Genomic DNA, 22,324 nt, shown 5'->3' on the forward strand with positions numbered 1-22,324 from the left:
GGTCTCCTCTCGTGACAGTCCAGCAACTCTGAGGCGTGCCAGGCTCCAAGCGTAACCCCGTATGCCGATTTCGGCATCTAGACCTCTGAGGGTTGACAGATGGACGTCCGTCAGTCCCAGAGCAGCGCGTGCCGGAGGCGGTCGGACTCCTCTGCGGCGTCGGGGATGACCTGGGCGAGGCCGGTGCCGGAGAGCCAGGCGCCGACCGCGGCGATCCCGGGCACCGCCCGGATGGCGGCGCGGGCGGCCTCGCGGCGCTCCGCGGAGCCGATGATCGACGCCGGCTGCGACTGCACGAATCGCGCGCGGTGCGCGGCGACCAGGGCGTCCTCGGCGAGCGGGACCCCGAGCAGAGCGGATGCCTCGGCGAGAGCGAGCCGCGCGGCGCCCTCCTCGTCGAGTCGCGCGGTGGCGGCGGGCTCGCCCTGCGCGCCGAACGACACCCGCACGACGTGGCGCTCCCCTGCGGCCCTCCGGACCCACTCCCATTTCGCGGACGAGTGGGTGAGCGCCTTGGCCGTGTGGCTTCCCGGCACCGTGAGCACGCCGGTGCCGCGCGGCGCGGCATCCAGCGCCGGAGCCTCCAGCAGCAGCGTCACGATCTCGATCTCCGGGGCGGCGGCGGCCTCGGTAGCGGCGAGGGCGGGCACGGCGTCGGCGAGGAGGCTCCGTGCGACGGTCTCCGAGGTCGCGACGATGACGGCATCAGCGGTCATCGCCTCCGTCGCGGCCTCTTCCTCGGCCTCCGCGGCGGCGGCATCCGGTGCCAGCTCCGCGACCACGGCCCAGCCGGTCCCGGAGCGTGCGACGGAGAGCGCCTTCGCCCCGGTGCGCACCTCGCCGCCCAGCTGCGCGAGGTCCGCGACGACGGCGTCGACGAGACCGGCCATGCCGCCTTCGAGCCCCTCCACCGCGGAACCGGGCGCCTTCGCGGCGCGGGCGGCGCCCTCGTCCCGCAGCGCCTGCACGGCGCCGGACAGCGAGCCGGCGGTGGTGAGCGCGGCGTTGAGGCCGGGGGCCGCGATGTCGACGTCCACGTCCTCCGGCGAGGCGGAGTAGACGCCCGTCGTCACCGGGGCGACGAGACGATCGCGGACCTTCGCGCCCATCCGCGACGAGACCAGCCTGCCCAGGCTGTGACTGTGACCGATCGTCAGCGGCGGGCGGATCCGGTCGAGGTATGCCCGCCACACGCCGGACCAGCCGATGATGCGGCGCACGTCGTCCTGGAACGGGTTGGCGGGGATGCCGAGGATGCCTCCGATGGGCAGCGGCGCAGCTCCCACGCCGGGGATGCCGGACAGCCACGCGCCGCCGGCCGCCGGAGCGACGATGCGGTCCTCCAGTCCCAGCTCGGCGAGGAGGGCGCGCACGTGCCCGCCGCGGGTCGCGAAGCTCTCCGCCCCTGCGTCGACGACCACGCCGTCGAGCTCGGCCCGGCGGATCGCTCCGCCGAGAGCATCCGCCGCCTCCAGCACGGTCACCCGCATGCCGACCTTCGCGCACTCGCGGGCGGCGATGAGCCCGCCGATCCCGCCGCCGATGACGACGACGTGCTTCTCCGCGGCGCGGGTGGCGAGACCCTCCGGCGAGACCTGCTCAGGCATCGGCGTGCACGAGCTCGACGATGCGGGTGAGCTGGTCCGGGTCGGTCTCCGGCGGCACGCCGTGACCGAGGTTGACGATGTGGGCGCGCGCCGCGCGGCCGCGGTGGAGCACCTCGCGCACGTGCGCCTCGAGCACGGGCCACGGCGCGGAGAGGAGAGCCGGGTCGATGTTGCCCTGCACGGTGACGTCGGGGCCGAGGATCGCGGCGGCCTCGTCCAGCGGCTGACGCCAGTCGACTCCCACGCCGTCGGCGGCGCCGTCGAGACGCATGTCGGCGAGGAACGGTCCGGTGCCGACGCCGAAGTGGATCGAGGGGATGCCGATGCCCTCGAGCGTCGCGCGCGAATGGGGGGCGACGAAGGCGCGGAAGTCGGCGGGGTTCAGCGAACCGGCCCAGCTGTCGAAGAGCTGCACGGCGGATGCTCCGGCGTCGCGCTGGATCTCCAGGAACCGGCGGGAGACCCGGGCGAGCCAGCCGGCGAGACGGTTCCAGGAATCGGGGTCTGCGTGCATCATCGCCCTCGCGCGCAGGTGCTCCTTGGACGGCCCGCCCTCGACGAGGTAGGCGGCGAGCGTGAACGGGGCCCCGGCGAAGCCGATGAGCGGGGTGTCGCCGAGCTCGGCGGTGACCAGGCGCACGGCCGCGGCGATCGCGTCGCCGTCGAGCGAGGCGGGGTCGATCGCCGTGATCCGGTCGACGTCGGCCGCCGTGCGCACCGGGTTCGCGAAGACGGGGCCGCGACCGGGCTCGATCTCCACCTCGACGCCCGCGAGGCGGAGCGGGATCACGATGTCGCTGAAGAACACCGCGGCGTCGACACCGTGCCGGCGCACCGGCTGCAGCGTGATCTCGGCGGCGAGATCCGGAGTGAGGCAGGCGTCGAGCATCCGCGTGCCGACCCGCAGGTCCCGGTACTCCGGCAGGGACCGGCCGGCCTGCCGCATGAACCAGACCGGGGTCCGGTCGGGGCGGGAGCCGGCGAGGGCGCGGAGAAGCGGGGCGTCGGAGAGTGCCATGGGTCCATCCTCCCATCCGGCGCCTATGCCCCCACCGACGAGGGGCCTCACATCGTCGTCGGCCTCGTCTCCACGCGGCGTTCTGAGGTACCTGGCGGCGCCGAACGCGGAGCCGAACGTCTCACGGCGACCCGAAACGCTCGCGTGATGCGGGCTCCGGTAGAATCGAGGGGTGCTGCTGTGTGTCACGGCGAGTCACAAGACCGCCTCCTTCGAACTGCTCGAACGCCTGAGCCGCACCCCCGATGACGTCGCCTCCACCCTCCTGGACCTGACGCCGAACGTGCAGGGTGCGGTGGTTCTCGCGACCTGCAACCGGTTCGAGGCGTACGTGGAGATGGACGAACCGACCGCCACGGAGGGCGTCGACCGCGTGCTGGAAGCCGTCGCATCCGCCACCGGCATCCCGGCCGCCGACCTCGACGGCGCGTACGACGTGCACTCCGGCCGCCGCGTCGCCGAGCACCTGTTCGCCGTCGCCTCCGGGCTCGAGTCCGTGGTCGCCGGCGAGGGCGAGATCGCCGGACAGGTCCGCCGTGCGCTGAAGGCGGCCCGCAAGGAGGGCACCACCTCCCCCGAGCTCGAGCGCCTGTTCCAGCGAGCCAGCCAGGCGCAGCGCAAGGTCAAGAACGTCACCGCGCTCAGCCGCGCCGGCCGCTCCCTGGTGCGCCTCGCCCTCGAGCTGGCCGACAGCCGCATCGCGGACTGGTCCGCCGAGCGCGTGCTCCTCGTCGGCACCGGCGCCTACGCCGCGGTGACCCTGGCGACGCTGCGCGAGCGCGGCGCCGTCGACATCTCGGTGTACTCGCCCTCGGGCCGCGCCGGGATCTTCGCGGCGAAGCACGGCATCCGCCCCGTCGCCGCCGAGGACTACGCGCGCACCGCCTCCCGCTCCAGCCTGCTGATCACCTGCACCACCGCGACCGAGCCCGTGCTGGGCCCCGCGCACCTGCAGCGGCCCGCCGTCGCCGCCGCCGCGGGCTGCCCGATCGGCTCCCACAACCAGCTCGTCGTCGACCTCGGTATGCCCCGCAACGTCGACCCCGCCGTCGCGGCCCTCGAGGGCGTCGCCCTGCTCGACCTCGAGACGATCCGCCTGCACGCCCCGCTCGAGGAGCTGCAGGCGACGGATGCCGCGCGCAGCGTGGTGCGCGAGGCGGCGGACACCTTCCACGTGGTCGGTGCGCGCCAGAGCGTCACGCCCTCGGTGGTCGCGCTGCGCTCGCACATCTTCGAGCTGCTCGAGACCGAGATCGACCGCGCCCGCGCGCGTGGCGACGAGGACGGCAAGGTCGAGCAGGCTCTCCGCCACCTCGCCGGCGTGCTGCTGCACACCCCCACTGTGCGCGCGCATGAGCTCGCCGCGGCCGGTCGCGCCGACGAGTTCACCGCCGCGCTCGGCGCTCTGTACGGAATCGAGCCCGAGCAGCCGGCCGCCGCAGAGGACGCCGCGACGGCCTGAGCCGTTCAGCCCCGGCTGCTCCCGTCGAGTGCGCGGAGGTGCTCCTCCAGCGTCCGCCGCTCTCCGGCTGCCGCGCTGAAGAACGCCTGGTCGGCGGACTCCACCGCCGCGTTCGCCGCATTGGCCAGGCGGATGCCGTCCGCCGTCGGCGTCACCATGAGCGCTCGCCGATCCGACGCCGCGGGCCGGCGATCGACCAGCCCCTTCGCCTCCAGGGCCCGCAGCACCTGGGACGTCATCATCGGATCCGTCTGCGCGAACCGGGCGAGCTCCGCCTGGGTCAGGCCGTCGCCGGCGTCCGCCCAGGTCAGGGCGGCGAGCAGCACGAACTGGACATGCGTGAGCGCGAACGGCGCGAGCGCCTCGCGGATCACCGCCTGCCATCGGTTGGTCGTGCGCCACAGCAGCAGCCCCGGGCTGGCGTCGGCGGCGGCGAACCTGCTGGTGAGCATCAGTCCTCCACGAGCGACACGAGACGGTCGAGGTCGGCGGGGACGGACGTTCGGAAGCCGCGGAAGGCCGTGCGCGCCCAGAACCGCGCCAGCGGGCCGTCGAGTCGCACCAGCACGCGCACGATCGAGCCGGCGTCCGCCGCCTCCACCTCGTGGCGGAACTCGAGCCGCGCTCCGGGAAGCCGGCTGACATCGGTGTAGACGGCGTCCGGTTCGCACTCGGCCACCGTGAACGCGGTGCGGGGCCCGCCGACCGGCTTGAGCATGCCACGTGCGCCGGCGACGACCGGGCCGTCCACACGCACCCAGGCGGTGTCCGGCGACCACTCCGGCCAGGTGCCGTGGTCGAGCCAGCGCTCGAAGAAGGCGGACGGCGGGGCCGTGGAGGTGCGGATGGCGGACGCGAGTTCGATCACGGCATTTAGTATGCGCGCTTATGATCTGAGTGGCAAGCTCGCTCGCGGCGCCTGCGGGCCGGGTGCGAGACTGGAGGGCATGGCCCTTCACATCACCGGAGACACCGCCGCAGACGCCCTGCTCACCGACAACCCGCTCGCCCTCCTGGTCGGGATGCTCCTCGACCAGCAGGTCCCGATGGAGACGGCGTTCGCCGGCCCGCTGAAGATCGAGCAGCGCACCGGGGCGACGGACGCCGCCGCCATCGCGCACATGGATCCGGACGCCTTCCTCGCAGCGTTCAAGCAGACCCCTTCCGTGCACCGCTTCCCGGGTTCCATGGCCGCGCGCGTGCAGACGCTGTGCCAGGAGCTCGTGGACAGCTGGGGCGGGGATGCCGCCGCGCTCTGGACCGAGGGCGACCCGTCCGGACCCGAGGTGCTGAAGCGGCTGAAGGCCCTCCCCGGCTTCGGCGAGCAGAAGGCGAAGATCTTCCTCGCCCTGCTCGGCAAGCAGTACGGCTTCACGGGAGAGGGCTGGCGCGAGGCATCCGCCCCCTACGGCGAGGAGGGCTCGTTCCGCAGCGTCGCCGACATCGTCTCCCCCGAGTCGCTCGCGAAGGTCCGCGAGCACAAGAAGGCGATGAAGGCTGCCAGCAAGGCGAAGGCGTAGCATCGTGCAGCCCACGGGGAACGACGTCGCCGGCCTGATCGCGCGCGCCAGTCCGGCCATCCGCCGGCGGGACGCCGAGACGCTGACCGCCCTGCTCCAGGAGATCACCGGCCGCGAGCCCGTCGTCTGGGGCAGCATCATCGGCTTCGGCTCCGTGCACTACCGCTATCCCACCGGCACCGAGGGCGACAGCGGGGTGCTCGGCTTCGCCCCGCGCAAAGCCGCGACCACGATCTACCTGTTCGACGGGGTCGACGCGCACGCCGACGCCCTCGCGGAGCTCGGCCCGCACACCACGGGTGTCGGATGCCTGTACATCAAGGACCTCGAGCAGATCGACCTCGACGTGCTGCGCGGCATCCTCGAGCGCTCGATGGCGTGGGTGGAGGCGGGCGGCACCGATCAGGTGCAGCTGACCGTCACCGGCTGACCCGGAGCACGACGTCGAGACCCCTGTCTGCCGCCGAGACCCCCACCTGCGGGCGTCGGCAGGTGGGGGTCTCGACGGTACGCCGGGGTCTCGGCGAGGAGGGCGGATGCCGCTCAGCGCAGCCCGGCGAAGAAGGTGCGGATGTCGCCGGCGACGAGCTCGGGGCGCTCCAGGGCGGCGAAGTGCCCGCCCTCGTCGAAGCGGCTCCAGTGCACGATGTTCGTGTTGTCGCGCTCGGCGAAGACGCGGATCGTCTGGAAGTCGTCCTTGAACACGGCGACCCCGGTCGGCGCCGCGTTCACAGCATCCGGCGCCTCGGCCCGAGCGTTCTCCAGGTAACTGCGCGACATGCCGGATGCCGCGTTGGCGAACCAGTTCACGCTGACCTCGAGCAGGATCTTCTCCAGCGGCACGAGCGAGGTGCCGCTGCCGAAGGAGTTGAACAGCTCGCTGTACGCGAGGAGTCCGACCGGGGAGTCGCTGAGGCCGACGGCCACGGTCTGCGGACGGGAGGCGTTCATGGTGTTGTAGCCGCCCACGGACTGGAACCACTGCATGTGCTCCAGGCCGGCATAGTCCTGCGGCTCGAGCTTCTCGAACTCCGCCGGGTCGCCCGAGGGGAACGAGAACAGCTGCAGCACGTGCAGCCCGAGGAAGCCTTCCGGGTTCAGCAGGCCCAGCTCTCGCGCGATCATCGCGCCGTTGTCGGAGCCGTGGATGCCGTAGCTGTCGTAGCCGAGACCGCGCATCAGCCGGTCGTAGGCCTCCGCGACCCGGGCGGTCGTCCACCCCGCGGAGGCGAGCGGCTGGGAGAAGCCGTAGCCGGGAGCATCCGGGATCACGACGTCGAAGGCGTCCTCCGCGCGGCCGCCGTGCGCGACGGGGTCCGTGAGCAGGTCGATCATGTCGAGGTAGTCGACCGCGGAGCCCGGGTAGGTGTGCGCGAGCAGCAGCGGCGTCGCACCCTCGTGCGCGGAGCGGACGTGCAGGAAGTGGATCGGCTGCCCGTCGATCTCGGTGGTGAACTGCGGGACCGCGTTGATGCGCTCCTGCGCGGCCTCCCAGTCGAACTCGCGCCAGGCGGCGATCGCCTCGCGGAGGTAGGAGTTCGGGGTGCCGGCATCCCATCCGCCCTCGCCCTCGGTGGGCGAGGGCTGCGGCAGGCGGGTGCGGGCGAGGCGATCGCGGAGATCGGCGATCTCGGCGGGGGCGACGGAGACGGAGAAGGGGCTGAAGGTGAGGTTCGTGTTGTCCATGTCTCGAGAGTAGGAAACCATTAGGTTGAATATGTTCCTAATGAGCGAAGTTCTTTCGAGAGGATTCCGATGGCCGATCCGACCGGCCGGCTGCTGGCGCTGCTGGCCCTGCTGCAGACCGCCCCGGAGCGCTCCGGCAGCGATCTCGCCGCCCGTCTCGGCGTCTCCGGCCGCACCGTGCGCCATGACATCGACCGCCTGCGGGGCCTCGGCTACCCCGTCGACGCGACGAGAGGCTCGACCGGCGGCTACCGGCTCGGCAGCGGCGGGAAGCTGCCGCCGCTGCTCCTCGACGACGAGGAGGCCGTCGCCGTCACGGTGGGCCTGCGCGCCGCAGCGGGCATCGCCGGCGTCGCCGACTCGGGGGCCCGCGCGCTGGCGAAGCTCGAGCAGGTGCTGCCCTCGCATCTGCGCCCGACCGTCGACGCGCTGCGCTCCAGTGTCGACCGCGCCCCGGAGAACAACGACACCGACGCCCCCGACCCCGAGGTCGACGCCGCATCCCTCCAGGCCATCGCGAGCGCGATCCGCGGCGAGGAGTGGCTGCGCTTCGACTACGCCGACGCCCCGGTGCTCGTCGAGCCGTACCGCCTGCTCACCTGGCATCGCCGCTGGTACCTCGTCGCCCGCGATCCGCAGTCGGGTGAATGGGGCACCTACCGCGTCGACTGGATGACGATGCGGATGCCGACAAGGCGCCGCTTCGATCCGCAGCCGCTGCCCGGCGGCGACTACACGGCGTTCGCGATGCGCACGATCGCGGTGAGCGGGTGGGTGGTGCACGCCCGGCTGCGCATCGACGCCCCCGCGGAGGCCGTGCTCGACCGCATCCACGCCGCGGTCGGCGTCGTCGAGCCGGTCGACGACGATCACTGCATCCTCGTCACCGGAGCTGACAGCCTCGACACCGTCGTCGCCTACATCGGGATGCTGATGATGGACTTCACCGTCGAGAGCCCGCCCGAGCTCGTCCCGCGCCTGAAGCTGCTCTCGGAGCGGTACGCCCGGGCGGTCGCCGGCTCGCACGCCGCTCTCCCGGGCGCCGAGACCCCCACCTGACGCCGAGACCCCCACCTGCGCACGTCGGCAGGCGGGGGTCTCGGCGGTACGATGGGGTCTCGGCGGCCCGGGCCCGAGGGCGGTCAGGCGCCCTTCAGACGCTCCGCGAGGTACTGGTGCAGCCCCTCGATCTGCACGCGCTCCTGCGCCATGGTGTCGCGGTCGCGCACCGTGACGGCACGGTCATCGAGCGAGTCGAAGTCGACGGTGACACAGAACGGGGTGCCGATCTCGTCCTGACGACGGTAGCGGCGGCCGATCGCGCCGGCGTCGTCGAAGTCGACCGACCACGAGCCGCGCAGGGTGTCGGCGACCTCGCGGGCGAGCGGCGACAGGTTCTCGTTGCGGCTGAGCGGCAGCACGGCCGCCTTCACCGGAGCGAGGCGCGGGTCGAGCTTCAGCACGGTGCGCACGTCGGTGCCGCCCTTCGCGTTCGGCACCTCCTCCTCGCGGTACGCGTCGACGAGGAAGGCCATCATCGAGCGGGTGAGGCCGAACGACGGCTCGATGACGTACGGCGTGTACCGCTCACCCGAGGCCTGGTCGAAGTAGCTGAGGCTCTGGCCGGAGGCCTCGCTGTGGCTGGACAGGTCGTAGTCGGTGCGGTTCGCGATGCCCATCAGCTCGCCCCACTCCTTGCCGGGGAAGCCGAAGCGGTACTCGACGTCGATGGTGCTGGCGGAGTAGTGCGCGCGGTCCTCGGCGGGCACGTCGAACTGACGCATGTTCTCGGGGTCGATGCCCAGGTCGACGAACCAGTTCCAGCACGCCTCGACCCAGTGCTCGAACCACTGCTGAGCATCCGCCGGCGGGGTGAAGAACTCGATCTCCATCTGCTCGAACTCGCGAGTGCGGAAGATGAAGTTGCCGGGGGTGATCTCGTTGCGGAACGCCTTGCCGACCTGGCCGATGCCGAACGGCGGCTTCTTGCGGCTCGCGGTGAGCACGTTCGAGAAGTTCACGAAGATGCCCTGCGCGGTCTCTGGCCGCATGTAGTGCAGGCCGGACTCGTCGTCGACGACGCCGAGGTAGGTCTTCACGAGACCGGAGAACGACTTCGGCTCGGTGTACTGGCCCTTGGTGCCGCAGTTCGGGCAGGGCACGTCGGCCAGGCCGTTCTCGGCCTTGCGGCCCTTGCGCGCCTCGAAGTCCTCGATGAGGTTGTCGGCGCGGAAGCGCTTGTGGCACTGCAGGCACTCCACCAGCGGATCGGTGAAGGTGGCGACGTGACCCGACGCCTCCCAGACGCGCTTCGGCAGGATGATGCTGGAGTCCAGGCCGACCATGTCGCCGCGGCCGCGGACGAAGGTCTGCCACCACTGCCGCCGGATGTTCTCCTTGAGCTCGGTGCCGAGGGGGCCGTAGTCCCAGGCCGACCGCGAACCGCCGTAGATCTCACCCGCTTGGAACACGAACCCGCGGTGGCGGGCGAGGGCGATGACCTTGTCAAGACGGGACTGTTCGGCCACGGTGGCTCCAATGGTCGGATGCTGTGGAGAAATACCCGTGAGCACGGGCATCCACAATCCTAGCCGCGACCGGCCGGTCCCTCCTCAGCGATCGCGGCGCCCACCGGGCAGGGACCTCACTCGGTGAAGAGGTACCCGCGTTCCGTGTCGAAGCCGGCGATGCGGAGGCCACGTCCGAGCAGCTCCTCCATCTCGGCGCGCAGACGCAGGCGCCACTCGTGCGCGGCATCCGGATCCGTCTCGCGCATCGCCTCGATGTCCGTCGGGATCTCGAGTGCGGCCACGACGGCGTCCTCCGCCGGGGGTTTCGCGATGTCGGCCAGCGCCCACTTCACGTCGAGGCGGTCGCTCTCGTCACCCGCGTCGCCGCCGCCGAAGATGCCGTACACGTTCACGGAGTAGCCGGTGACCCGTGCACCGAGCACCGTGAGGAAGAAGTGCGCGTTGCGGGCGACCAGCGGATCGAAGGTCCAGGTGATCTGCCCCACGTCGCGGGAGAAGGCCCACTGCCGCTGGTGCTCCTTGAGTTCCCGGCCCCAGCCGCGCCCGCGGTACTCGGGCAGGAGCGCCGTGATGTGGGAGTGCATCGCCCGCCGCCCCGGCTCGCCGAAGAAGGCGATGGAGGCGCCGACCATCCGCTCTTCCTCGCCCTCCCCGTCGAAGAGGCCGACGACGTAGTTGCCCGACTGCTGCAGCGCGCGCAGCGTGCCGGCGTCGATCACCCGCTCCCGGCCGCGGATCGCGTCGAGCACGCCCTGCGCGTCGAGGATGAGTTCAACGGTGTCGAGGTCACGGATGGTTCGCACAGACCCAGTCTGCCCCTCCTCCCGGCAATCAGGGAAACGCGCGCCGCACGACGAGACGAACCATGGCGCGCGTCGGATGCCGGTGCGAGGATCGGCTCATGGAACAGCGCGTCAGCTTCATCACCCTCGCCGTGGCCGACGTCGAGCGCAGCCGCGCGTTCTACGTGGAAGGGCTCGGCTGGGAGCCGGTGTTCGCCGCCGACGACGTCCTCATGCTCCCGGTCGCGGACAGGGTGATCCTGTCGCTGTGGTCGGTCGAGGGCTTCACGGCGGAGATCGGGGAGGCCCCGGCATCCGGGCTCGCGCCGCTCACGCTGGCCCACAACGTCCGCACTCCCGCCGAGGTCGACGACGTGCTCGCCGAGGCCGCGCTGCTCGGTGCGCCGGTGAGCCCCGGGCGGCAGCGCGAGTGGGGCGGCTACTCCGGCTACTTCAGCGATCCGGACGGCTTCCGCTGGGAGATCGCGGTCAACCCCGGCCTCAGCGGCGACTTCGTGCTGCCGCCGGAGGGGTGAGCGCCGGCAGGCTCATCTGCGGCGATAGGTGATGTGCGTCACCAGCGAGGTGGCGCGCACGGCGGTGCGCTCGAGCCGCTGCGGCGGCACCCCGTCGAAGACGCGCTCGCCGGCGCCGAGGATGCAGGGAGTGACATGCAGTCGCAGCTCGTCGAGCAGCCCTGCGGCGAGGAACTGGTTGACCGTGCGCGCCCCGCCCGCGATGGAGACGTTCCTCTCCCCCGCCGCGGCCCGCGCCCGATCGAGGGCCGCCTCGATCCCGTCCGTGACGAAGTGGAACGTGGTGCCGCCCTCCATCTCGACCGGGTCGCGCGGGTGGTGCGTGAGCACGAACACCGGCCCGTGATAGGGCGGATTCGGACCCCACCAGCCGCGCCAGTCCCGATCCCATTCGCCTCGCACCGGACCGAACATGTTGCGCCCCATGATCGTCGCGCCCGATTCGACGATCGCGTCGACCTCGGCCCGGTTCTCCTCGTAGGCGTCGAACATCCAGGCGTGCAGCCAGGTCTCGTCGATGTCGCCGAACGGCGCCTCCTCCCGCTGATTCAGCCCGGTGGCGAAGCCGTCGGCGGATACGGAGATGTCGCTGTAGACGATGCCCATGCTCTGCTCCTCATCGATCGCGTCGGACTCCGGTCTACGCGACGCGGACGGATGCCGTCAACGGGTGATCGTGCGCGGGTCCGGGTCGCCGTCGCGCGGCGGGCGCAGGCTGCCGGGGATCGGCCACGGCAGGGTGAACTGCGCGGTGGCGGGCCTGGACATGTCGCCGAAGTCGTCGATCTTCACCACGATGCGCCCCGGTGCCCCCTCCTCGTCGGGCGTGACCTCGAGGATGCGCACCCGGAGGGGTCGGTCGGCTTCGCCCTCCAGCATCCACGGTTCGGCGAGCCAGGCGAGGCCGTGCAGGTCGAGCGCCTCCTCGGCGTCGAGCCAGTCCGTCGGCTCTGAGACCGTGCGGCCGAGCACGTCGACGGCCACCCAGTCCTCGTCGTGCGGGTGGATCCAGCCGAGCAGCTCGCCGTCGTCGCGGCGGTGCGGGGTCCAGTCGGGGCGCGGCATGCTTCCGAGGGTAGCCGCGTCGGACGCCGTCGCCGCTAGGTGCGAGGCCAGAAAAGCTCCCCGGGAGCGCGTCCCAGATGCTCTTTCGACCCCGCAACACCTTGCGGATCCTGCGGAGGCCAGAAAAGCTCCCCCGCAGCGCATCCCGGATGCCCTTTCGACCCCGCACCGCCGCCGGGAATCGTCCCGGATGCCCTTTCGACCCCGCACCGCCGCCGGGAATCGAACCGGGTCAGTGCGTGTACTCCATGAGCTCGACCCCGAGCACGCGGAAGGCGTCGTGCGAGCGCAGCCGGTGCGTGATGGAGAGGTCGTCGAAGCAGACGATGAGCGAATAGGCCACGCCGGCGCGCGGGCCGGCGAGCACCCCCGCCTCGGCGCGGACGCCGCGGTCGCGGCCCGTCTTGTTGATGAAGAGCAGGCCGTGGGCGTCGTGGTCGTGCGCGAACGGGTCGAGCCCGGTCGCGGCGGCGACGAGGCTGAGGTCCTGGTTCAGGCTCAGCCACTCCGCCACCTGCGCGCTCACCGCGGCGTCGACGACCTGCGAGTTCACGAGCGCCGAGAACAGGCCGGCGAGCTCGCGCGCCGAGCCGACGGCGACCTGCGGGGCGTCGTCCGGGCCGCGCTCGTCGCGGAAGCGGTCGAGCAGCGCCGTGCGCCGCAGGCCGAGCGACTCGATGCGCGCCCGCACCCGGTCGTGGCCGACCTTCTGCAGCAGGGCGTTCACCGCGATCGGGTCGCCCGCGGTGGCCGCCAGCACGGCGAGGTCCTCGAGCGGCAGCGCGGGGGCGTGCAGATGCCGCCACAGCCCGGAGGTGGTGACCGGATCGACGGCGGTGCGGTCGATGATCTCCAGCGGGTCGATCGATCCGTCGGCGAAGCCGGCGGCGACCTCGATCAGCAGCGGGACGACGCCGAGGCCGGCGACCGGCATGGTGACGTGGTCGTCGCCCGCGAGGACGTGCACGTGGCTGTCGAGGTCGACGACGTGGACCGAGACCTGGGCCCCGGAATCCGCCAGCTCCTCCAGCGCGCGCAGCGTCGACGTGAACGACCGTCGGCCCGCGGCGGCGCGGCGGGGCAGACGCCTGCTCACACTCTGAGAGCGCCGGAGCATGGCGTGCGAAGGCTCGGGGGGAGTGCCCACGCAGGATCCTTACCGGAGGGGGTGGATGGGGATGCCGATGGGGCTCGTTCCCCAGCGGCACGGATATCGTAACCCCCTCCGGCAGGCATCCGTCACCGGCAACGGAGAAAGGTCACCAGATCGTCACACGCGACGCGGCGGGAAGCCACAGCTCGTCGGATTCGGTCACACCGAACGCCTCGTAGAACGCGTCGATGTTGCGCACGATCTGGTTGCAGCGGAACTCGTTCGGCGAGTGCGGGTCGATGGTCAGCAGGCGCAGTGTCTCGGCATCCCTGCTCTTCTGCTGCCACACCTGGCCCCACGACAGCAGCAGGCGCTGCACACCCGTGTAGCCGTCGATCACCGGCGCCTCGGCACCGCCGAGCGAGAGCTCGTACGCCTTCAGCGCGATGCCGAGCCCGCCGAGGTCGCCGATGTTCTCGCCGATGGTGAGCGCGCCGTTGACGTGGTGCTCCGCGTCGAGGCCTTCCGGCACCAGGGCGTCGTACTGGGCGATGAGCGCCTTGGTGCGCTCCTCGAACGCCGAGCGATCGGCATCCGTCCACCAGTCCTCGAGCTTGCCGTCGCCGTCGTAGCGGCTGCCCTGGTCGTCGAAGCCGTGCCCGATCTCGTGGCCGATGACCGCGCCGATGCCGCCGTAGTTCGCCGCAGCGTCGCGCGAGGCGTCGAAGAACGGGTACTGCAGGATCGCCGCGGGGAACACGATCTCGTTCATCGACGGGTTGTAGTAGGCGTTCACCATCTGCGGGGGCATGTGCCACTCGGTGCGGTCGATGGGCCTGCCGACCTTGTCGATGTGCCGGTCGTGCTCGAACGTCGCCGCGCGCCGGACGTTGCCGAGCAGGTCCTCCCGGTCGATCACCAGGGAGGAGTAGTCGCGCCACACCTCGGGGTGGCCGATCTTCGGGGTGAAGGCGTCGAGCTTCGCGAGCGCCCGCTCCCGGGTCTCGGGGGTCATCCACTCGAGCGCGGCGATGCTCTGCCGGTACGCCTCGATGAGGTTGGCGACGAGCTCGTCCATGGCGGCCTTCGCCGTCGGCGGGTAGTGCCGTTCCACGTAGACCTTGCCGATCGCCTCGCCGAGGGCGCCCTCCGTCACCGAGACCCCTCGCTTCCAGCGCTCGCGGATGCTGGGGACGCCGGAGAGCTCGGTGCCGTAGAAGGAGAAGTTCTCCTGCACGAGGTCGTCGGTGAGGTACGGGGCGGCGGCGTGCACGACCTGCGCGCGCAGCCACGCCTTCCAGTCGTCGAGCCGCTCGGCGGTCAGGAGCGTGCCCAGTCCCTCGAAGAAGCTCGGCTGCGAGGCGACGACCTCCGCGAACGCGACCGGGTTGGTCGGTCCGACCGCGTCGCGCCACGGGGTGAGGTCGACCCCGGCGAGCTCCTGCAGCTCGTCCCAGGTCTTCAGGTTGTAGGTCTCCACGGCGTCGCGGCTGCGCACGTTGTCCCAGTGGTGGCCGGCGAGCTCGGTCTCCAGGGCGATCGAGCGGTCGGCCTGCGCCTCGGCATCCGGGATGCCGGCGAGGCCGAGCAGCCGGACGAGGTGCTCGCGATAGGTCGCCCGGGTGCCCTCGAAGGTGTCGAGCCGGTAGTAGCTCTCGTCCGGCAGGGAGAGCCCGGACTGCAGGAGCACCGGCACGTAGCGCTCGGGGTCGCCGGGGTCGCCGTCGACGTAGAGGCCGATGAGGTGGGCGCGGCCGTCGCGCTCGTAGGCGCCGGCGATCCGCAGGAAGGAGGGGATGTCGCCTGCCGCGTCGATCTCCGCGAGGGTCTCGGCGAGCGGCGTCACACCGGCCGCAGTGATGCGCTCGGTGTCCATGAAGCTCGCGAACAGGTCGCCGATCTTGCGGGCCAGAGTGCCCTCCGAGGCGTCCTGCGACTCCTCGATGATCGCGCGGACGTCCTTCTCCGCCTGCTCGGCGAGGAGGTGGAAGGAGCCCCAGCGGGCCTTGTCCTCGGGGATCTCGGTGCGCGCCAGCCAGGCGCCGTTGACGTGGCGGTACAGGTCGTCCTGCGGGCGGATGTCGGAGCTGAACTCCTCGATCGCGAGGCCGGAGGGAAGGGTGGACTCGAGGTCGGTGGCGAGAACGTCGGTCATGCAGACAGCCTATGGCCCGCGTGCGGACGCGGCGCCGGATCACCAGCCCGTCGCGAGGAGCGACTGCACGACGATCGCGAAGACGACCTGCCCGCCGAGCAGCCACCGGCGCACCGAGGGGGCGAACAGGGCGAGCCCGAGGGCCGCCCAGGGCGTGAACGGCAGCCAGATGCGCTCGACCTCCGCCCTGCTCATGTTCGACAGGTCGGCGGCGAGCACCATCAGCCAGCCCGCCGCGCACAGGAGCAGGACCACCCTGTCGGGAGAGGGCAGAGGATGTCGCCGCGCGACCGCGGCGAGCGATGCGCCCACCGCCGGGCCGGCGCTGACAGCGAATGCGGCGAGGTTCCCCCACATCCAGTACTCCGGCGGCCGGCGCGAGGCCACGCCGTCCCAGTAGCGCTGCTGCAGGACCGGGAACGCCTCCCACCACGCGAAGCCGTTCACCGCGAAGGCGCCGACGACGCCGATCGCCGCCACCGCCGCGATCGGCAGCGGCGTCCAGCACCGGCCGGCGACGAGCACGGCGACCGCGAGGATGCCGAGCAGCGGCAGCCCGTACGACAGCATCACGCAGTATCCGAGGATGAGCCCGGCGGCGATCGACCAGCCGACCTGCCGCACGCCGCGGGGCCGGGTCGCGAGCGCGAGCGCGCAGACGCCCCAGGCGGCGACCGCCATGAACATCCCGTCGCCGGAGACGGCGACCCAGATGGCGGCCGGGGTGAAGACGAGGAGCGGCGCCGCATCGCGCGCGAGCTCCTCCGCCCCGAGCGTCCGCAGCGTGATCAGCACGGCCATCACGGTCGTCGCCCCGACCAGAAGCACGACCGTTCCCGCGGCGAGCGCGCTGCCGAGCCCGAGCCGCACCAGCGCGACGAAGAAGAGGAGGGCCCCCGGCGGATGCCCGGCGATGTGCACGGGCCAGTTGTCCTCGTGCGCGTACGGGATCCGCTCGACGTACTCGCGCAGCGTCTCGCCGACGTCGTCGATCGCCCTGGCCGTGCCGAGATACTCGTAGCGATGGTCGAGGATCGTGCCGATCCCGTCGAGGCCGTCGACCGTCGCGAGCGCGAACAGCCAGAGGGCCGACATCGCGAACGAGAGCAGGAGCAGCCGTGGCCAGCGGACGGATGCCGCCAGGCGCGGCCCCCAGACGATGCCCGCCACGCCGACGAGCACCGCGAGCGGGGTGCCGGGCCCGAGCCGCGGCATCCACTCGGCGTGCAGCGGAGGGAACGACTTCACGTGCACGTTCCACCCGGTCAGCGCGGGGATCGCGATCGCGGCGGCGATCAGCGCGAGCGCGACCGCGGTCCCTGCGATCGCGACCCGCGAGCCGGGGCGGTTCGCCGGGACGGCCATCAGCGGACCACCGCCGGACGCAGCGGCGCGTGCGCGAATTCCCGCACGCCCTCCTCGAAGGAGACCTCGGCACGCCATCCGAGCTCGGCGCGGATGCGGTCGGCGGAGGCGACGATGTGCCTCACGTCCCCCATCCGGAACTCGCCGGTGCGTTCCGGCTCCGGGGCTCCGAAGGCCCGCGCGAGCGCGTCGGCGAACTCGCCGATCGTGCGGGGCTCGCCGGTGGCGACGTTGAACGCCCTGGCGGCCGTGGCGTCGGCTGCCAGGGTCCAGTCCAGCGCGGCGATGTTCGCGCGGGCCACGTCGCGGACATGGATGAAGTCCCGTCGCTGCCGGCCGTCCTCGAAGACCCGAGGACCTTCGCCCCGCTCGAGCGCCGACCGGAACAGGGAGGCGACGCCGGCGTAGGGCGTGCCCTGCGGCATACCGGGGCCGTAGACGTTGTGGTAGCGCAGCATCGCGACCCGGCCGCCGCCCTGCGCCCAGGTCCGCGCGAGCAGCTCCTGCTCGAGCTTCGTCGCCGCGTACACGTTGCGCGGGTCGCAGGGCGCGTCCTCGCCGATCGGCACGGACGTCAGCGGCTCACCGGTGCGCGGAGACATCGGCTCGAAGAGTCCGGCCTCGAGGTCGGCGCGCGTCCGCGCCGGCGCCTGCAGGACCCGGTCGCCGTCGAGGTAGAGTCCCTCCCCGTACACGACCATCGACGAGGCGAGCACGAGCCGGCCGATCCCGGCATCCGCCATCGCGGCGAGCAGCACGGCGGTGCCGAGCGAGTTCGAGGAGACGTAGTCCGGGGCGTCGCGGATGCCGACGCCGAGTCCGACCTTCGCCGCCTGGTGGCACACGGCATCCGCGCCGGAGAGAGCGTCGCGCAGGGCGTCGGGGTCGCGCACGTCCGCGCGGATGAACTCGACGCCGGCGAGCAGCTCCTGCCCGTGGCCGTGCACGTCCGCGCGCAGCGAATCGAGCACGCGCACCCGCCAGCCAGTCGCCAGGGCCTCGCTCACGACCGCCGAGCCGATGAAGCCGGAGCCGCCGGTGACCAGCAGCAGACCGCTCATCCCTGCCACCGCAGCAGCGCGTCGACGACCACGGGATCCAGTCTCGGCGAGGCCCGGTGGCCGGGCGGCACCGCGGCGATGATCGCCGAGACGGCGGCGGCCAGCCGCGGCCGGGCGGCGGCCATCACCGCGAACACCCGCTCCGCGGTGACCGAGGTGTCGGCGTCAGCGGATCCGCGCTCGGTGTCGGTGTCGGTGATCAGCGCGAGGTTGACGTGCGCGAAGCCGAGCTCTGCCGCCAGTGCGGCCTCCGGCAGCTGCGTCATGTTGACCAGCTGCGCGCCCATCGCTCGATGCCAGGCCGCTTCGGCAGCGGTCGAGAACCGGGGCCCCTGGATCACCACGCTCGTCCCGGCGGGGTGCACGCGCTCGCCGATCTCCTGCAGCGCGGCGAAGGCGGCCGCCCGCAGCGACGGGTCGTACGGCTCGGCGAACGGGAGGTGCTGCACGCCCGCGATGTCGGACCGGCCGTCGAAGTACGTGTCGTCCCGGCCGTGCGTGCGGTCGATGAGCTGGTCGGTCAGCACGAGGTCGCCGGGGCGAAGCGCAGCGGCGAGCCCGCCCACCGCGTTCGTGGAGACCAGCACGCCGGCGCCGAGCCGGCGCAGGCCCCACAGCAGCGCCCGCGCGTTGACGCGGTGCGGAGGGAGCCCGTGGCCCGCCCCGTGGCGCGGGGCGAACGCCACGCCCCGCCCGCGCAGCTGGCCGGTGACGATCTCGGGCACCTGTCCCCACGGGGAGTCCCGAGCGGGCAGCACGACCCGATCGGCGAGGTCGAGGCTCTCGAAGCCCGATCCGCCGATCACCGCGAACTCGATCTCGGCAGGCGCGGGTGGCGCGTCGGCATCCGTCATGAGTCCAGCGTGCGCGCCGCCGGGCGCGAGCGGGACCCGATTTCCTTACACGCCGAGGACACGCGCGCCGTCACCGCTCTGTAATCGGATCGGGGCGCGGTCCCGCTCCGTGCGTTCGCATACTGAGGGCATGAGCGCAGACACCGGCACGGGCCGGAGCACCCGGCCCTCGGTCACCGAGCGGCTGTCGCTCGCGCTGCGGCACCGCGCCGAGGGCGCGCAGCGCGCCCTCGGGTCGCCGGTGCGCACCACCCGGATGGCGGTGGTCGTCGGCCGGCTGCTGGGGATCGCCTTCGTGATCTGCTTCCTCACCGGCTTGTACAGCCACCTGCACCAGGACCCGCTGCCGTGGCTCAGCCTGCCGACCCGGCCGGTGCACCTGTACGCCTGGAACCAGGGCATCCACGTCGTCGTCGGATCGATGCTCGTCCCGCTGCTGCTCGCCAAGCTCTGGACGGTTTTCCCGAAGCTCTTCGAGTGGCCCCCGGTGCGCAGCATCCCGCACCTGCTGGAGCGGATCAGCGTCGCCGTGCTCGTCTCGACCGCGCTGATGATGCCGGTCACGGGAGCGCTGAACGCCCTGCAGTGGTACCCGTGGGACTTCTCCTTCCGCCGCACGCATTTCGCCCTCGCCTGGGTGCTGATCGGCGCGATGGCCGTGCACATCGCCGTGCACCTGCCTGCCATCGCCGCAGCCTGGCGCGCCGACGGCGACGTCTCGGCGAGCGCACAGGAAGAGGAGGATCGCGATGACCGATGAGGTGTCACGCAGGCGCTTCCTGTGGGGTGTCGGCGGGGCGTCCGCGGTGTTCGGCGCCGCGGCGCTCGCGCATGCGGTCGCACCGGTCGGCCCGTTCAGCCTGAAGGCGCCGCGCGCCCGCGCCGGCAGTCCGCAAGATCTGCCGGTGAACAAGTCGGCCCGTCAGGCCGGCGTCGCAGAGCTCGCACTCGACCCCGGCTGGATGCTGCGCCTGCAGTCGGGGTACTCCACGATCGCCCTCGCTCCGGCCGACCTCGAAGCCATGCCGCAGCGCACCGAGGTGCTGCCGATCGCGTGCGTCGAGGGGTGGACGGCGGATGCCGTGTGGACCGGAGTGCGGCTGCGCGACCTGCTCGCCCTCGTCGACGCGCCCGAGGCGGCCACGATCCGGTTCCGCAGCCTCCAACAGCGCGGCGCGTTCCGCGCGACCACGATGCCGCCCGAGTTCGCCCGTGACCCGCTGACGCTCGTCGCACTGCGTCTGAACGGAGAGCGCCTCGACCTCGACCACGGCTCCCCCGCCAGGGTCATCGCCCCCGGAAGGCCGGGAGTGCTGCAGACCAAGTGGCTCGCGTCGATCGAGGTGCTCTGATGCGGGTCGCGCGGGTCGCGACGGCCGCCGGCGGCATCCTGATGCTCGGCTGGGGCGCCTGGCTGCTGGTGAGCGATCAGGATCCGGTGCAGCTGCTCAGCGTGGCCGTCTGGCTGGCGGCGGTGGTCGTCGTCCACGACGGCGGACTGACGGTGGCGAGCGCGATCCGCCACCGCCTTCGCCGTTCAGCGCCGGTGCACGAGCAGGACGAACGCTCTCGCTGAGACCGCCCACTCCCCCGCGAGGTCGAGCCCGGTGCCGTCCAGCCGGGTGCGAAGCGCCTCCGCACCGAGGTCGTACCAGGGGAACACGGAGCTCGAGCGGCCGTCCTCGTCCACCACGGTGGCCGCGTAGCCGCGGTCGGTGGTGCGCACGGGATCGACCTCGACGATGATGCGTCCCTCCGGCGCGACGAGCTGCGCGCAGCGCGCGAGCAGGAGCGTCGGATCCCCGCCGATGCCGATGTTGCCATCGAGGAGCAGCAGCGTCCGCCAGGCGCCCTCCTGGGGAAGCGGATCGAACACCGAGCGGTGCAGCACCGGCAGGCCGCGCTCCCGCGCGTGCTCGACCGCGGTGCGGGACACGTCCACCCCGAGACTGAGGTGCCCGGCGACGATCGCCGCGTGCACGAGCCGCCCCGGTCCGCAGCCGACGTCCAGCACCGAGCCGTCGAGCTGCGCGATCACCGACTCGTCGGCCGCGTCCGCGGCCGCCAGGAAGCGACCGATCTCGACGCGGCGCCCGGCGCCGGCGCCGAGCTCGACGAGTCGCAGGGTGCCGCCGCCGTTGCGCAGCGCGACGTCGTACGGCGCGTCGCCTCCGGCGCCGAAGTGCGAGGTCTGCACCGTGCTCACGATGCACCTCCCGTCTCGGAGAGGGCGGCGCTCTCCGCCAGCAGCCGCGCCAGCCGGCTCCGCACAGGCAGCAGCGGTCCGACCGTGCGCAGCGACGCCAGGTCGTCCACGTCGGTGAGCGCGGGTGCGTCCGCGACCCGCAGGCCGGCGTCGATCAGCCGGCGGCGCTGCACCCGCCCTGTGTCCGACCGAGACATCGGCACGCCGCGAACGAGGTCGCCGCGCCGGCCCGGCAGGCCCGGACGGGCATCGCCCAGGCCCAGCAGCCAGAACCCGCCGTCCGACGCCGGGCCGAACCAGGCGTCGACGTCGTCGGGCCACTCGTCGGCGATGCGGCGCAGCATCCGGGGATCGACCTGCGGGGTGTCCATGCCGATCAGCAGCACGCGCCCCGCGCAGGCGTCGACGGCCGCGGCGATCCGCTCGTCCAGCGGGCCCTCCGCCTGCGGCACGGCGCGCATCCCGGCCGGCGCCGCCACCTCGCCCTGCACGCACAGCACGGCGGGGAGGCCGGTGCCGGCGACCGCGTCGAGCGTGTCCGCCAGGCTGGCCGCCGCGAGGCCGGCGGCCTCCTCGAGCGTGAACGGCGGATGCAGCCGGGTCTTCACCCGGCCGGGCACGCACTCCTTCGCCATCACGATGACGGTGACCGGGGCGCTCATGCGAACCTCCGCAGCGCGCGCCGCATGTCCGCGACCGCGGTGAGGGTGCCGCGCACCGTGCCGGTCACCTTCGACCTGCCCAGGCGGGGGCGGTAGTCGACGTCGGTCTCGCTGATGCGCAGCCCCGACCGCCACGCCCGCAGCAGCAGCTCCAGCGGGTAGCCGCTGCGGCGGTCCTCCAGTCCGAGGGCGAGGAGCTGCTCCCGCCGGCCCGCCCGGAACGGCCCGAGATCTCGCAGGCCGAGTCCGGTGCGCTCGCGCACCATCGCCATCAGGGCGGCGTTCGCGACGCGGGCATGCACCGGCCAGGCCGAGCTCCGGGTGACCCGGCGACGGCCGAAGACGAGGTCGCTCTCCCCGCGCTGCACCGGTCCGGTCACCCGGTCGAGCTGGCCGAGATCGAAGGAGCCGTCGGCGTCGCAGAACGCCACCACCGGCGCCGTCGCCGCGCAGAGCCCCGCGTGCACCGCCGCCCCGTAGCCGCGCACGGGAGCGTCGATGACGAGCGCGCCGGCGCGGTGCGCGATCTCGGCGGAGCCGTCGGTCGAGCCGTTGTCCACCACGATCGCCCGCGCGCCCTCCGGAAGGGCGCTGAGCACGCCCGGCAGCGCCGCCGCCTCGTTGAGACAGGGCAGGACGACGTCGACGCGGATGCTCATGATCCGACGGTAGGAAGCGCGGGGCGCCCGGGGAACGCTAACTCCTTACGAAGCAAGGAAGG

General features: G+C 72.5%; 25 protein-coding genes. 8 read left to right on the top strand and 17 right to left on the bottom strand.

Features of this window, described 5'->3' with window-relative positions:
• Window positions 1-110: 110 nt before the first annotated feature.
• On the bottom strand, window positions 111-1,607 hold the full coding sequence (locus G6G98_RS09625; RefSeq protein WP_164234680.1) for a protoporphyrinogen/coproporphyrinogen oxidase: 1,497 nt from the start codon (window positions 1,605-1,607) through the stop codon (window positions 111-113).
• Window positions 1,600-2,625, bottom strand: a complete 1,026-nt coding sequence (gene hemE, locus G6G98_RS09630; protein ID WP_067347589.1) for a uroporphyrinogen decarboxylase — start codon at window positions 2,623-2,625, stop codon at window positions 1,600-1,602. Before hemE ends, G6G98_RS09625 begins: the two co-directional genes overlap by 8 nt.
• Before the next feature lie 172 nt (window positions 2,626-2,797).
• Here hemE and G6G98_RS09635 point away from each other — a divergent pair, with 172 nt between their 5' ends.
• Complete coding sequence (locus G6G98_RS09635) at window positions 2,798-4,087, top strand: glutamyl-tRNA reductase (protein WP_164234679.1); 1,290 nt, start codon at window positions 2,798-2,800, stop codon at window positions 4,085-4,087.
• Between the two features lie 5 nt (window positions 4,088-4,092).
• On the opposite strand, the gene G6G98_RS09640 is transcribed toward G6G98_RS09635, so the two are convergent.
• On the bottom strand, window positions 4,093-4,539 hold the full coding sequence (locus G6G98_RS09640) for a MarR family winged helix-turn-helix transcriptional regulator (protein WP_067347597.1): 447 nt from the start codon (window positions 4,537-4,539) through the stop codon (window positions 4,093-4,095).
• Window positions 4,539-4,955 (bottom strand): SRPBCC family protein, encoded by a 417-nt coding sequence (locus tag G6G98_RS09645; RefSeq protein WP_164234678.1) that lies wholly within the window; start codon window positions 4,953-4,955, stop codon window positions 4,539-4,541. The genes G6G98_RS09640 and G6G98_RS09645 overlap by 1 nt, the downstream gene beginning before the upstream one ends.
• A 79-nt stretch (window positions 4,956-5,034) precedes the next feature.
• On the opposite strand from G6G98_RS09645, the gene G6G98_RS09650 reads away from it, so the two are divergent.
• Together G6G98_RS09650 and G6G98_RS09655 are read left to right on the top strand one after the other, a co-directional pair.
• On the top strand, window positions 5,035-5,607 hold the full coding sequence (locus tag G6G98_RS09650; protein ID WP_067347604.1) for an HhH-GPD-type base excision DNA repair protein: 573 nt from the start codon (window positions 5,035-5,037) through the stop codon (window positions 5,605-5,607).
• A 4-nt stretch (window positions 5,608-5,611) separates the two neighbouring features.
• Entirely contained in the window at window positions 5,612-6,037 is a 426-nt protein-coding gene (locus G6G98_RS09655) for a DUF1801 domain-containing protein (RefSeq protein ID WP_164234677.1), read from the top strand.
• A gap of 113 nt (window positions 6,038-6,150) precedes the next feature.
• On the opposite strand, the gene G6G98_RS09660 is transcribed toward G6G98_RS09655, so the two are convergent.
• Complete coding sequence (locus G6G98_RS09660; protein WP_164234676.1) at window positions 6,151-7,293, bottom strand: epoxide hydrolase family protein; 1,143 nt, start codon at window positions 7,291-7,293, stop codon at window positions 6,151-6,153.
• A gap of 69 nt (window positions 7,294-7,362) precedes the next feature.
• Here G6G98_RS09660 and G6G98_RS09665 point away from each other — a divergent pair, with 69 nt between their 5' ends.
• Complete coding sequence (locus G6G98_RS09665; RefSeq protein ID WP_164234675.1) at window positions 7,363-8,352, top strand: helix-turn-helix transcriptional regulator; 990 nt, start codon at window positions 7,363-7,365, stop codon at window positions 8,350-8,352.
• Between the two features lie 83 nt (window positions 8,353-8,435).
• Here the strand turns inward: G6G98_RS09665 and G6G98_RS09670 are convergent, their stop codons facing one another.
• A complete protein-coding gene (locus G6G98_RS09670; RefSeq protein WP_164234674.1) occupies window positions 8,436-9,821 on the bottom strand; it encodes a glycine--tRNA ligase in 1,386 nt (461 codons plus the stop codon).
• 116 nt (window positions 9,822-9,937) lie between these two features.
• Complete coding sequence (locus G6G98_RS09675; RefSeq protein ID WP_164234673.1) at window positions 9,938-10,627, bottom strand: GNAT family N-acetyltransferase; 690 nt, start codon at window positions 10,625-10,627, stop codon at window positions 9,938-9,940.
• A 98-nt stretch (window positions 10,628-10,725) separates the two neighbouring features.
• Here G6G98_RS09675 and G6G98_RS09680 point away from each other — a divergent pair, with 98 nt between their 5' ends.
• Window positions 10,726-11,142: a VOC family protein gene (locus G6G98_RS09680; RefSeq protein WP_164234672.1), complete on the top strand. Its 417-nt coding sequence runs from the start codon at window positions 10,726-10,728 to the stop codon at window positions 11,140-11,142.
• A 12-nt stretch (window positions 11,143-11,154) separates the two neighbouring features.
• Here G6G98_RS09680 and G6G98_RS09685 read toward each other — a convergent pair whose 3' ends face one another.
• The 7 genes from G6G98_RS09685 to G6G98_RS09715 form a co-directional block, all read right to left on the bottom strand.
• Window positions 11,155-11,748 (bottom strand): dihydrofolate reductase family protein, encoded by a 594-nt coding sequence (locus tag G6G98_RS09685; protein ID WP_067347623.1) that lies wholly within the window; start codon window positions 11,746-11,748, stop codon window positions 11,155-11,157.
• A 57-nt stretch (window positions 11,749-11,805) separates the two neighbouring features.
• Window positions 11,806-12,207, bottom strand: coding sequence for a hypothetical protein (locus G6G98_RS09690; protein WP_164234671.1), 402 nt, complete (start codon window positions 12,205-12,207; stop codon window positions 11,806-11,808).
• Between the two features lie 232 nt (window positions 12,208-12,439).
• Window positions 12,440-13,324: a serine hydrolase gene (locus tag G6G98_RS09695; protein ID WP_164234724.1), complete on the bottom strand. Its 885-nt coding sequence runs from the start codon at window positions 13,322-13,324 to the stop codon at window positions 12,440-12,442.
• Between the two features lie 142 nt (window positions 13,325-13,466).
• Window positions 13,467-15,455, bottom strand: a complete 1,989-nt coding sequence (locus tag G6G98_RS09700; protein WP_164234670.1) for a M13 family metallopeptidase — start codon at window positions 15,453-15,455, stop codon at window positions 13,467-13,469.
• 39 nt (window positions 15,456-15,494) lie between these two features.
• Window positions 15,495-16,820 (bottom strand): hypothetical protein, encoded by a 1,326-nt coding sequence (locus G6G98_RS09705; protein WP_164234669.1) that lies wholly within the window; start codon window positions 16,818-16,820, stop codon window positions 15,495-15,497.
• A complete protein-coding gene (locus G6G98_RS09710) occupies window positions 16,820-17,881 on the bottom strand; it encodes an NAD-dependent epimerase/dehydratase family protein (protein ID WP_067348423.1) in 1,062 nt (353 codons plus the stop codon). Before G6G98_RS09710 ends, G6G98_RS09705 begins: the two co-directional genes overlap by 1 nt.
• Window positions 17,878-18,735 (bottom strand): MTAP family purine nucleoside phosphorylase, encoded by an 858-nt coding sequence (locus tag G6G98_RS09715; RefSeq protein ID WP_067347638.1) that lies wholly within the window; start codon window positions 18,733-18,735, stop codon window positions 17,878-17,880. Before G6G98_RS09715 ends, G6G98_RS09710 begins: the two co-directional genes overlap by 4 nt.
• A gap of 130 nt (window positions 18,736-18,865) precedes the next feature.
• On the opposite strand from G6G98_RS09715, the gene G6G98_RS17140 reads away from it, so the two are divergent.
• Genes G6G98_RS17140 through G6G98_RS09725 form a run of 3 tightly spaced genes read left to right on the top strand, consistent with a single transcriptional unit; the run spans window position 18,866 to window position 20,311 of the window.
• Window positions 18,866-19,495: a hypothetical protein gene (locus G6G98_RS17140; protein WP_243842079.1), complete on the top strand. Its 630-nt coding sequence runs from the start codon at window positions 18,866-18,868 to the stop codon at window positions 19,493-19,495.
• Window positions 19,485-20,087 carry a molybdopterin-dependent oxidoreductase gene (locus G6G98_RS17145; RefSeq protein WP_243842080.1) on the top strand — a complete coding sequence of 201 codons (603 nt, stop codon included), beginning with the start codon at window positions 19,485-19,487 and terminating at the stop codon, window positions 20,085-20,087. Before G6G98_RS17140 ends, G6G98_RS17145 begins: the two co-directional genes overlap by 11 nt.
• On the top strand, window positions 20,087-20,311 hold the full coding sequence (locus G6G98_RS09725; RefSeq protein WP_067347642.1) for a hypothetical protein: 225 nt from the start codon (window positions 20,087-20,089) through the stop codon (window positions 20,309-20,311). Before G6G98_RS17145 ends, G6G98_RS09725 begins: the two co-directional genes overlap by 1 nt.
• On the opposite strand, the gene G6G98_RS09730 is transcribed toward G6G98_RS09725, so the two are convergent.
• From G6G98_RS09730 to G6G98_RS09740, 3 genes are read right to left on the bottom strand one after another with little or no spacing between them, the layout of a single operon-like run.
• A complete protein-coding gene (locus G6G98_RS09730) occupies window positions 20,273-20,941 on the bottom strand; it encodes a class I SAM-dependent methyltransferase (protein ID WP_067347645.1) in 669 nt (222 codons plus the stop codon). The genes G6G98_RS09725 and G6G98_RS09730 overlap by 39 nt on opposite strands.
• Complete coding sequence (locus G6G98_RS09735) at window positions 20,938-21,603, bottom strand: TIGR04282 family arsenosugar biosynthesis glycosyltransferase (protein WP_067347648.1); 666 nt, start codon at window positions 21,601-21,603, stop codon at window positions 20,938-20,940. Before G6G98_RS09735 ends, G6G98_RS09730 begins: the two co-directional genes overlap by 4 nt.
• Window positions 21,600-22,262, bottom strand: coding sequence for a glycosyltransferase family 2 protein (locus G6G98_RS09740; protein ID WP_067347650.1), 663 nt, complete (start codon window positions 22,260-22,262; stop codon window positions 21,600-21,602). The genes G6G98_RS09735 and G6G98_RS09740 overlap by 4 nt, the downstream gene beginning before the upstream one ends.
• Window positions 22,263-22,324: the final 62 nt, after the last annotated feature.

This window comes from Microbacterium hydrocarbonoxydans, from assembly GCF_011752045.1.
GTDB lineage: Bacteria > Actinomycetota > Actinomycetes > Actinomycetales > Microbacteriaceae > Microbacterium.